We start from the raw sequence: 10,854 nt of genomic DNA, 5'->3' as shown, positions 1-10,854 counted from the left end.
CATTAGTGATTGTACTCACTTAACTCAGTGTCCAAAACTGCTGGTGCGGATCACTTTATTCAACTCAACTCAAACCAAGCGGGTTATCTCTCTTTGTTTCAAGTTTATGAAGATGGCAGTACAGGCGTGTTAGTTGAAAACCATCAAGTCACAGATGGCGACTCTATCGAGTTTCCAGATAGAAACAAGTATGACGGCATCGAAGCACTGCTAAACAATGGACAAGAGACCTACGATACCAACATAGCATTGCTCTGCCCTACAAAAATTGACACCTCTCGATTTGAGCGATTGGATGAATCGCGTTTATCAACAGACACCCCAGGGTTTGGATTGATCCTGAACTATTTCGAGCACTGTGATTTTGTCATGGAACGACTCTCGATAGAGAATGGTTAATCCCTCGGTCAAGGAACAGATATGAAGAAAATAATTTGCCAGCTATCCCCTTTAGCAATACTGCTCTCTAGTGGATGGGCATCTTCTGATACACTTCAGCAAGCGTGTGAACTTTCAATTACCGAACAAAGTTGCCCTAGCGTCGAACATTTTGTCAATCAACCTTTTGAAGCTAAAGATGAGTTTGAAAAATACAAACTCTGCAGTGAAGCCCAATTTGATCTTTACAAAGTGCAAAAGAACTGCGAATTCGATCAATATGTGGCGCAAGCTCAACAAGAGTTTAATAAGTTTAAAACCAAAGTTTCAGAGTCTTGGGATAATCCTACCTTTAGCGACCAATTTAAGTGGGTCAGCTACAGCCCCTCTCTACAAATAAAGCGTGAAGTTAACTTCGAGAAAAATACGATTCAAGTCACCACTATTGCAGGTGAAACAACCTCAATAGAAGAACTCAAAGAAGAGATCGTGCGCACGTCTCAGCTGACCATAGGCGAAGCCCAACAAGCCGATGCTTATACCTCTGAACTGATTGAAGCAACAAATGTTGAGAAACTCAGTGACAAGACATTCTTACCCGTTTCCGAAACACCAAAGGTTCAGACTCAAGAGTTAGACAAGGCTCTTGAAACTGTGGCCGTGACCAAAGCCAAAGACAGTAAAGGCAATACCGTTCTCAAAGCCGTTATTTCTTTTCCGCCAAGTTGGCTTAATCGTAAAGAACAACGCTTTTTTGATACCGTTGAAGTTTACGCAGAAAAATACAAACTTGAGCCTGAATTTATACTGTCTATCATCAAAACAGAAAGCGCTTTCGATCCTACAGCAACCTCACATGTTCCTGCCTTTGGCCTGATGCAAATTGTCCCAAGTTCCGCAGGATTAGATGCGACAAACTTCCTATTTGGCGAACAACAGTTACTGAATAAAGAATACTTATTCGACCCCGAAAAAAACATTGAGGTCGGTACCGCTTATTTGCACTTACTGCGCTCTCGCTACTTCAAAGGCGTTACCAATGAAGAGAGCTTAAAGTACTGCATAACAGCGGCTTACAACGGAGGCATGGGGCCAATCTATCATATTTTCGGTGGCAAACGCTCAGTTGCAATCAAGAATATTAACCAGCTTGAACCACAACAAGTATTCCAAACTATCCAACGAAAGCATTCTGCTGCGGAAACTCGTAACTACTTGAAAAAAGTAAGTAAAGCAGAAGTTAATTACGAAAAGAATATGATTTAAGGATAAAACATGAAAAAGACTCTAATTATCGCTGCAATTACTACATTGTCATTTCAAGCAGCCGCTAACTCCGAATTTCCTAGTTGGCGCATGAACCCACAATTTGATTTGCCTGAAGGCTTAATCGCAGGCGTTGCTTGTGTTGAAAGTATGGGGGACATGACGCTTGATATGGACATCGCTTCAATGGAGGCGAGAGCATCGCTAGCTGCGTCTCTCGAAGCCATGGTGCAAAAAGAGCTCGATACAAATCGAACCTCGGAGAAAAAGAAGATTGTAACAGCCGATCGTAAAGACAATGTTGTGACTACAACCGTAACCGCTAAATCGACCACAAAACAACTAACCAACCAGTTAATGAAGTTTACCTGGGTAACAGAAAGCGTTTCTGTAGAAAAAGATGTCGAAGAATATTTATGTACCCGTGTGGTTGCACGAGCACCTCAAGTTGTTGCTGAATAAGGTTTTATCATGTCAGAACAAGCTCTACCTTCATCTGTTGATAAAACAGCACCAGAAGAAGACATGTCTTTAACTCAACAAGCTCCCAATGAAGATCAAAAAGATTTTCTTGAAATAATGAGAGAGAAGACACCAAACTCTATCCTTGCCATCATTGCGCTGATCATCGCAGGTGGTCAGTTCAACGATGCTATTGATATGGGAAGCAAAGGTTGGGACCTCTTAATTTCTAACTTTTCAGATGCTCCATCTAACGAGCGCCTTTCTAAAGTCTATATTCGTGCTTCCAGTGGCATTTTAGAAGAGACATTTGGCTCTCCGGTTTATACCAAGATGTCGAATGGTGAGGTACAGATAAAATACTACAAAGACAGTAAGTTTATTCTTTCTGCAATAACATCCAACGACACAATAGATGCTTTTCTCATTTTCCCTAAACCGGGGTTTGTCGCTGATGTGAACTACCACGCAGGCAGCGCCACTTATTTGGAAACCAACTTCGTTAACTCGACAACAGAACATGCTGCCATATCCAATATTGCGCGTTCAGGGAATTATTACATTGAAGAAGCAGAAGGTGGTCGCTATGAACTGTTATACAGCTCTGTCGGTGGTTACAGCGAATACCTATCCCCTCTCTCTGCGCAACAACTCAAGTTACTCGCTGATTTTAATGACAAATTGATGATGGAAGAGAATACAAAAGATTCTCTAACTGAACTACGTAGTGAAATCAGGCCAAACTTCTATGGGTATACGACGGTCGATTTAGAATCACTCGCCCCTGCAATTCTTACCAAACTTGAATATGAATTGATCACTGATTAACAGCAGCGTTGGTCATTGATAATCGGTATCCAGTAATGTGTATATCTGATTCGGTTAGCTCTACGTACATTGATGAACTCATTGAGTTTGCTAAAACTGAGCAAGTCTTAAAAATCAGCTATACATAGAGAAAAAAAGAGCTCCTCATAGTGTAGGAGCTCTTCTCATTTCGGTAACTAGGGATTTAAGCAGGCTAGAGAACCAGCAACCTAACGACCTGAATAATACATACAGATTCGAACACCATCGAACTCACGAATCTCAAATGGGATCTCGTAGATCGACTCCATCACTGACTTTTCAACCACTTCAGAGACCTTGCCCGACTTAACCACTTGGCCCCTCTTCATCGCGACAATGTTATCTGAGTAACAAGAAGCAAAGTTGATGTCGTGAATCACGATAACGACCGCCTTATTAAACTCATGCGCTAGGCGACGTAGCGTCTGCATGATTTCAACCGAGTGTTTAATATCTAGGTTGTTTAGTGGCTCATCCAAGAACACATAATCCGTATCTTGCGCCACAACCATCGCGATAAACGCCATTTGACGCTGACCACCACTCAATTCATCAAGGTATCTGTTTTGGATATCGGTAATGCCAAGGTGCTCTAGCGCTGTATCGACGATCTTATGATCTTCGTCTTTCAAGCGACCTTGAGAATGCGGAAAACGCCCAAAACAGACCAACTCACGAATCGTAAATCGCATATTGATGTTGTTTGATTGTCTTAACACAGCAAGGTGCTTCGCAAGCTCTTTGGTATCCCATTCAGCCAGTAATTTATCGCCAATAACGACCTCGCCCGCATCACTTTCGGTTAAGCGACTCGCCATAGAAAGCAGAGTACTTTTACCCGCACCATTTGGGCCAATGATAGAAGTCACTTCCCCTTTAGGGAACATGGCACTGGCATCATCCACCACAAGTGTCTTGCCATACTTCTTACTCAAACCTGTTAATTTAATCACTACTTATTACCTTTACTGAATTCTGGTGCGTAACAACAAGAACATAAAATACAAACCGCCGACCAAGTTAATGATCACGCTCACAGTGGTTTCAAACGCCATTACTTTTTCAATGAACCATTGGCCTGAAACCAATAGAACGACCGCTAACAAACTGCTCGCGATGATAAGCACACGATGTTGATAAGATTTGAATATCTGGCGAGCTAAGCTCACGGTGATTAAACCAAAGAACAGCACAGGGCCAACCAAAGCCGTCGATACTGCGACCATCACTGACACAATCACTAAGGTAATCTGAGTCAATCGCTTGGTGTTAACGCCCAAGCTTGTCGCGTTATCAACACCAAGCCAAAGCACATCAAGCTTGGGAGCCAACAACCACAGGCCAAGCAAGCTCAAACCCAGTGGAATAAGGCTGAGGTAAACCAGTTCACCTTTCACGTTATTGAAGCTCGCGAACATCACATTTTGCAGCACGGCAAACTCGTTCGGGTCAATCAACATCGCAAGGAAGTTAGCCAAGCTTGAGAATACGCTGCCGCACACAATACCAATCAACAACAGTGTAAATACGTTGTTTCGCTTGCTCTTGAAGTAAAAATGGAACAGCGCAAACGAGAACAAGATCATCACAGTCACAGACAATGAAAAGTTTGCGATTGAATCAATCACCCAGAAACTGGTACTGCCAAACACAAACAGAAGCACCGTTTGAACCAGCATATACAGACTGTCAAAGCCCAAGATGGATGGGGTTAGAATTCGATTATTAGTGATGGTTTGGAAAACCAATGACGATGCAGAAATCGCCACCGCCGCCAACACAATCGACAGCAGTTTTGGTAGTCGCAGAGACAAGAAGAACTCGTAGTTATCCCACGTAAGTCCCTGCCCCACAAATACTGCCGCCATACCCAAAGACGCGATAGCCAGAATCGCAATTTTTACTGAATCACGCATTCGACTTGTCTCTCATGATCAGGTAGATAAAAATCAAGCCGCCAAAGACACTGATTACCATTGAGATTGGAATCTCGTAAGGGAAGATAACGACTCGAGCTAACAAGTCGCAGGCCAATACCAAGATCACGCCCCAGTAGGCTGTCCAAGGCAGAATTTTCTTCATGTTATCGCCCATCATCAACGACACGATATTCGGCACGATAAGGCCAAGAAATGGGATAACACCAACGATCATCACCACTGAAGAGGCGCAGATAGCAACCAATGCCACACCAATGAAGACGATCTTCTGATAATTGAGGCCAATGTTTTTTGCGAAGCTTTCACCAATACTTGCCGCACTGAACTGACTAGCAAAGTAATAAGCCAACACACATGCAGGAACCGCGAGGTAAAGGATTTCATAGCTGCCTTGCAATACACTCGCAAAGTTCGCCATCGTCCAAGCCGACATGGTTTGTACTAAATCGTATTTGTAAGCGATAAAGGTTGTTAGAGATGAGACAACGTTGCCATACATGATGCCAATCAAAGGTACCAACACCGCATTCTTGAACTTCAAGTGTTGTAGAAAGCGGACCAATAGCATGGTGCCTAACACCGCAAACGCAAAGATAAAGCCTAAGTAGCTCCATTGAGCGGCATTACCCAGCACCAGAATACCGACGATGTACCCCAACATGGCACAATCAATCGTGCCCATAGTCGAAGGCGCAGCAAACTTATTCTGAACAATCTGTTGCATTATCAAGCCAGCAACACTCAAGCCAGCACCGGCAAGCACAATCGCGAACAGTCGAGGGATCCGACTAACAACATAAATAGAGTTGGCGTGTTGGTTGCCATTGAAAAAATCGCTAAAACTGATCTCAGCGACTCCAATCATTAATGACGCAACGCATAACACAACAAGAAATACAGCAGCTGCAATGGGTTTCAACATAGAAGTAATACTAAAGGTAGGATCGGGGAGACCGTATAAAAAAGTGAAAAAGGGCTTATAAGAACACTCTTATAAGCCCGAGAATCTGATGACTAGTAACTATTGAATCGTACGTTCAATGTCACCCAACATTCTGTGAATCGCTGTTACGCCGCCACCTACCAGATACCAAGCACTTGAATCAAGGTAAACAATGTTGCCTTGCTGCGCTGCAGGTGTTGCCGCAACCAGTGGGTTGTCAAACAGCTGTTGTGCGCGCCCTTCTGACTTACCGATCGCTTTTTCGCGGTCAAGTACGTAAAGCACTTCAGGTTTTGCGTCAGCAATATATTCAAACGAGATTAGATTACCGTGATTCCCTTTAATCGGAGCTACTGTCGCACTCTTTGACTCCACAAAGCCAAAGTCGTCAAAGATGATTGAGAAGCGACTGCCCTTATTGAACATCGCAATGTTGTTGCCGTTGTTCATTAGCATCATTGCTGACGTTTCGTCAGACGCGACTTTGTCGTTAACCGCCGTGATAGAAGCTTGAGTCTCTTTAATGAGCGCTTCTACTTTAGCTTGCTTACCAAAGAGCTCCCCTAGCGCGCGCCAGTTTTGCTGAGCATCAGCCCAGTATTTGTCACCTTCAATAGAGAACATGATGGTCGGAGCTATTTTTGCTAGTTGATCGTAAACCTTAAGCATACGGTTTTCGGCAATGATGATGTCAGGCTTCAGCATGTAGATAGCTTCAAAATCAGGTTCACTCAATGAGCCCGTATTTGCCGTCGTATCTTTGTACGAAGCTAGATAGTCAGGCATTAGGCTGTGAGGCGCGCCAACTGGCTGTATACCAATCTGATCAAGCACATCCAAGCTACCAAAGCCAAGTACTACAACGCGCTGTGGTACTTCGGTAAACTGCACCGTGCCCTTTACGTGTTCAATAGTGATTGTTTCCGCTTGAGCGGTCATTATCAATGATGATGCAAGAGCGATAGCAAGCCCACCCAATAACTGACGAACTGAATTGATTGTTTTCTTCATGTGTCTTCCTTTGCCATGGATACAAACCACCACTCATGACAATAAAAGTCACATTACTCATAGATGAGCATGGGGCGTACACAACGGCTAAATAACGATAATTTAAAGTCTGTCATTGCTTTGACAACAAACTTGTAACGCAAGTGAGAACTATTATCAATTATATTTGCGTTAAACTAGCGACACAACAACTTTATTATTCAGAAATGTAAAAGTGAGTATTCATGTTTTGCGTAGTCGGGAGAGATATTAGGAATCAAAAATAGCAAAAAGCGCGAAGAGGAAAATGATCATCAATCTGAAGAAAAAACTGATGGGGAAAAGTGCCCGAAAACCCTGTAATTACAACGCTAAACCCCTAATTACAACGCTAAACCTCAGTGTCACGAATTGTGATTTACAATGTAAAGGCCAAGTATAACAGACGCTTAACTACCACCAAGTTAATAACTCAATTAAAACCACCAATGACAAAGAATACGAAGCGGTGCAAAACCGAGCCTCAGTCAGATACTATGGTCAATCCCCTGTCCTTCGTTCATTTAACTATCAACAAGCGACGGCAAATCATTCAAAAATATTTTTAAATTTAATTAGAAATAGGGTTGTAATTTAAAAAACTAGGCGTATAGTTCGCCACCTGGCTCTAATCTATAGAGCTGTTAATGCTAAAGTAAGTCCAAGTTCCACATAGACAGTTCTCGATTCCCTCGTTACACCATCTCTGCGTCAGCTTTCACCCAGATAGTCATTCAATAGCTTTTAAATTCGATCCTACTACCGATCTCTCGTCATTCGCTCTTTTATCAGCGAAGTCAGAATAGATCGATCACTTAAATACAAATGTAATAAACACAAGGCACAGTTATGTCACGCAGAACAACACGACAAACCCATTGGTACCAACTATCACGCGAAAAAACAGTCAATAAACTAAAAGGTAATAAATGCTCAAGATTAAAATAGACTTACACAAAGAAGAGATTTCATGGGTCACCGAGATTCGACAGCTCAATAGCGATATACTCCACCGCCACATATTGCCCAAGCTACAACATCATAGTTATCTCATCGACTTTGAATTTAATGAACGAGAAAGCATCGGAACTATCGTTTCAGGCAACGGAAACACCCTAGGACATTTCACACTCCTATAGCATTTCCCATCGGCTACAGAAAGAAGCACCGTCTAGTTCGACAGATATAAAAAAGTCAAAGATGTCACCCTCAATTCGCTCTAGCAGAACAAAATAGAGTAGAAGTAAAACAGATCAGAAACCTAGCCCTTTTTGCATTTCACACGCGGCTAACGCTAGCTAGGTTATCGTGCTTCTATTGAAACCAACTTATATCAAACTCTGAATCACCAATGAGTCATTATCATTGCATTCATGGACTAATAAGTTAACGGCATCGACCTTAACTTTTGATCAAGAGTATATAAGTGTTCTGCAGCTTGCATGTGTTGAGGGTAATCGCTGAATTTCTCACGATTCTCCTCATTCATCTTACATGTCTCATCCACCAGCATTAACTTCCAATACAGCTTTGTTGTATGCAGCATCGCCAGTAAAGGTTTGAACACCTCTTTCTCATAAGCTTGAATCAACTCTTCAATCAACTCGTCACGTTCGTCTTCACTTGCGATTGAACCTTCGGTTGCCGACAACACTTTTTGATACTTCAGGTTTTGTTGCAGCTTATCCATCACCGTTTGGTTTTCTTCCGCTAACTCAACAAGCTTCGACTTAATAATGTTCACCCAATTCTCTTGGCTCAGTACTGTGTCATCAACACTGTTAAAGTCTTCTCGTATCTGTCGTTCAACACCTTTTTGAGCTTTCTTTAAAACCGCACGCACCTTTTGAAAAGGCAGCTGATATTCCTTACTTAGATCGATAATCAGTTTATGAAAACCACCATTTGGAAGGTGTAAGTTTTCCTTAAACGTCGCCATTGCAGCTTCTTGCTGATCGGTAAGGTGAGTCATTCTGTTTCCTATTCTTTATCACTTATAGTGCTGAGCCCGCGATCATACCACTATATAACCTCGTTTTTTCGGTAACTTGATAGGTTATATCTAGGTGCGTACTTAAATTCTCTCAATACGTTATCTTTTGGTTACTTATTAATCCATATGGCGTTAAATGGTAAAACTGATCATCGATTAAAATCCATACTACACCTGTTCCAACAAAACAGACTTCTAACTTATACAGGTACTTAAATGAAAAAGATTGCACTTAAGATTGAGACTGCGCAAGTCGGATGCTCACCAAGCTCGCGACCATGATGGCTAAATAGAAACTGCCGATAATGGACTCCATGAACACAAAGAATTGAGCAATAGGCAATGCTGGTGATATGTCACCATAGCCAACCGTAGTCAACGTGATAAAGCTAAAGTACATCGCATTAAACAAATTGGTTAGCCAGATTTGCTCTTCTAACCCATTAAAGGCGTTGGGGAATATTTCTAAAATCAACAAGTAGATGGTCGACCAAGCGAACCCCAACAACAAGTAAATACAGATAGAGCCGATAATGTGATTGGGCGTCACCGTCTTTGCTTTCATTACCTGTTTGAGAGCGGAATAAATATGTGAGAACAGAAACACCGCCAATGCCGTTAACGTCACTATCGAAAGGTTATAGTCCTCCAAAAACGAGAATACCCCCGACACCGTAGCGGTTATCAATAGCAGACCATACCAAGAGCGATACAAGGCTCGCTCTTTATGTATTCCCACTATCGAAACAGCCAAAGTAATAATGATCAAAAACAGAATGGTCTTTTGACCTTGCGGATAAAACTGCTGCATCACCGCGCAACCAAAAAACAACACCAACAGTGCATAGAATAAGAAGTAGAAGTTGTCGTCTTTAGAGACTGGCTTCATCTATTTTTCCTCTGCCTCTGCTGGTTTTTTCTCAGTTTCTTCTTGGTTTTTCTCTTCAAGTCCAAGCCATGCCATCATCAGCTCATAGCTTAAACTCAGTATCACAGCACCAACAAACAGACCAACGATGCCTGACATCGCCATTCCGCCCAACGCACCCAGTAGAATAACCAACATTGGGATATGAGAGCCGCGGCTCAATAGCATCGGTTTCAAAATAGCGTCACTGCCACTGACCAAAATACACCACACTAAGAACAGGCTCGCCGCTAGCGTCGATTCAACACTGAACATGTAAATAATTGCAGGCAATAAAGCAAGAATCGGCGGAAGTTGGATAATAGCAATGAGCAGAACAGCTAATGCCCAAAACGCAGCCGCAGGAACGCCAGCAATCACTAAACCAATTGCTGACATAATGGATTGAATCACAGCAACACCTATCACACCCTGCACGACACTACGTACCGTTGATTTAGATAACTGTACCAACTCTTCACCTTTACCATCGGTTAGGCGAGCCACTAAGTGAGTGACCCCTGTTTGGCACTTATCGGCGTTACTCATGAATGCGCCAGCAATGATGGTAGAAATAATAAACTGAATAAACCCACCGCCGAGAGAGCCTAAAACAGAAGCAGCTTTCGTCGCAAACTGTTTCAGTTCGTCAGCATACTTTATGAACGTGCCTTCAATATTATTGGAGGCAGCTACTAAGGTTGAATATACCTTCTCCCCAATGAATGGAATATCTTGTAAAGACTCTTTGGGTTTCGGCAGAGACAGGGTTCCGTCCTGTAGCCCTGTCATTAGGTCCGAAGCACTGGTGTAAATACCGGAAGAGAGCGCAACTAAAGGAATGAGCAGTAACAGTACTCCGATAAAGCTCAGTAATGCGCTGGCTTTTCCTTTCGACATTCCCGTCTTATTTGAAATCGCGACAGCAACTGGATAGAGCGCAGTCGCAATGATCGCCCCCCAAATAACCAATAGAATGAATGGGCGTAAAATCGCAAAACACCAGTAGACGAGCATAGCAATCGCTGCAATTTTGATGGCAGCGTCTATCGCCTGTTTTGAAAAATCGTCGGTTAACTTCATGAGA

At 42.6% G+C, this 10,854-nt stretch carries 12 protein-coding genes; 5 read left to right on the top strand and 7 right to left on the bottom strand.

What is annotated here, in order from left to right; all coding sequences use genetic code 11:
- Positions 1-27 precede the first annotated feature (27 nt).
- The 4 genes from ACED28_RS19535 to ACED28_RS19520 are packed head-to-tail and all read left to right on the top strand — an operon-like array spanning position 28 to position 2,934.
- Positions 28-399 (top strand): hypothetical protein, encoded by a 372-nt coding sequence (locus ACED28_RS19535; RefSeq protein WP_371710526.1) that lies wholly within the window; start codon positions 28-30, stop codon positions 397-399.
- Positions 400-420: 21 nt separating this feature from the next.
- Positions 421-1,644 carry a murein transglycosylase domain-containing protein gene (locus ACED28_RS19530; protein ID WP_371710525.1) on the top strand — a complete coding sequence of 408 codons (1,224 nt, stop codon included), beginning with the start codon at positions 421-423 and terminating at the stop codon, positions 1,642-1,644.
- A gap of 9 nt (positions 1,645-1,653) precedes the next feature.
- The gene (locus ACED28_RS19525) at positions 1,654-2,106 is read left to right on the top strand and encodes a hypothetical protein (protein WP_017101531.1); all 453 of its coding nucleotides are present in this window, start codon (positions 1,654-1,656) and stop codon (positions 2,104-2,106) included.
- Between the two features lie 9 nt (positions 2,107-2,115).
- Complete coding sequence (locus ACED28_RS19520; protein ID WP_371710524.1) at positions 2,116-2,934, top strand: ETEC_3214 domain-containing protein; 819 nt, start codon at positions 2,116-2,118, stop codon at positions 2,932-2,934.
- Between the two features lie 209 nt (positions 2,935-3,143).
- Here ACED28_RS19520 and ACED28_RS19515 read toward each other — a convergent pair whose 3' ends face one another.
- From ACED28_RS19515 to ACED28_RS19500, 4 genes are all read right to left on the bottom strand, one after another.
- The gene (locus ACED28_RS19515) at positions 3,144-3,908 is read right to left on the bottom strand and encodes an ABC transporter ATP-binding protein (RefSeq protein ID WP_102257601.1); all 765 of its coding nucleotides are present in this window, start codon (positions 3,906-3,908) and stop codon (positions 3,144-3,146) included.
- 12 nt (positions 3,909-3,920) lie between these two features.
- Positions 3,921-4,871 carry an iron chelate uptake ABC transporter family permease subunit gene (locus tag ACED28_RS19510; protein WP_012600923.1) on the bottom strand — a complete coding sequence of 317 codons (951 nt, stop codon included), beginning with the start codon at positions 4,869-4,871 and terminating at the stop codon, positions 3,921-3,923.
- Positions 4,864-5,817, bottom strand: a complete 954-nt coding sequence (locus tag ACED28_RS19505) for an ABC transporter permease (RefSeq protein WP_371707288.1) — start codon at positions 5,815-5,817, stop codon at positions 4,864-4,866. Before ACED28_RS19505 ends, ACED28_RS19510 begins: the two co-directional genes overlap by 8 nt.
- Before the next feature lie 99 nt (positions 5,818-5,916).
- Entirely contained in the window at positions 5,917-6,849 is a 933-nt protein-coding gene (locus ACED28_RS19500) for a siderophore ABC transporter substrate-binding protein (protein ID WP_371710523.1), read from the bottom strand.
- A 947-nt stretch (positions 6,850-7,796) separates the two neighbouring features.
- Between ACED28_RS19500 and ACED28_RS19495 the strand changes: the two genes are divergently transcribed.
- Positions 7,797-8,006 carry a hypothetical protein gene (locus ACED28_RS19495; RefSeq protein WP_004731601.1) on the top strand — a complete coding sequence of 70 codons (210 nt, stop codon included), beginning with the start codon at positions 7,797-7,799 and terminating at the stop codon, positions 8,004-8,006.
- A gap of 239 nt (positions 8,007-8,245) precedes the next feature.
- On the opposite strand, the gene ACED28_RS19490 is transcribed toward ACED28_RS19495, so the two are convergent.
- The 3 genes from ACED28_RS19490 to ACED28_RS19480 all read right to left on the bottom strand — a co-directional run bounded on the left by ACED28_RS19490 (position 8,246) and on the right by ACED28_RS19480 (position 10,850).
- Entirely contained in the window at positions 8,246-8,839 is a 594-nt protein-coding gene (locus tag ACED28_RS19490; protein WP_371710522.1) for a hypothetical protein, read from the bottom strand.
- Positions 8,840-9,092: 253 nt separating this feature from the next.
- Entirely contained in the window at positions 9,093-9,749 is a 657-nt protein-coding gene (locus ACED28_RS19485) for a potassium channel family protein (protein WP_017096360.1), read from the bottom strand.
- The gene (locus ACED28_RS19480; RefSeq protein WP_017096361.1) at positions 9,750-10,850 is read right to left on the bottom strand and encodes an AI-2E family transporter; all 1,101 of its coding nucleotides are present in this window, start codon (positions 10,848-10,850) and stop codon (positions 9,750-9,752) included. It abuts the gene before it with no gap.
- Positions 10,851-10,854 lie beyond the last annotated feature (4 nt).

Source organism: Vibrio sp. 1F253 (assembly GCF_041439295.1).
Classification (GTDB): domain Bacteria; phylum Pseudomonadota; class Gammaproteobacteria; order Enterobacterales; family Vibrionaceae; genus Vibrio; species Vibrio tasmaniensis_A.
The sequence above is the reverse complement of the archived record's forward strand: the minus strand, read 5'-3'. Positions and strand labels throughout refer to the sequence as shown.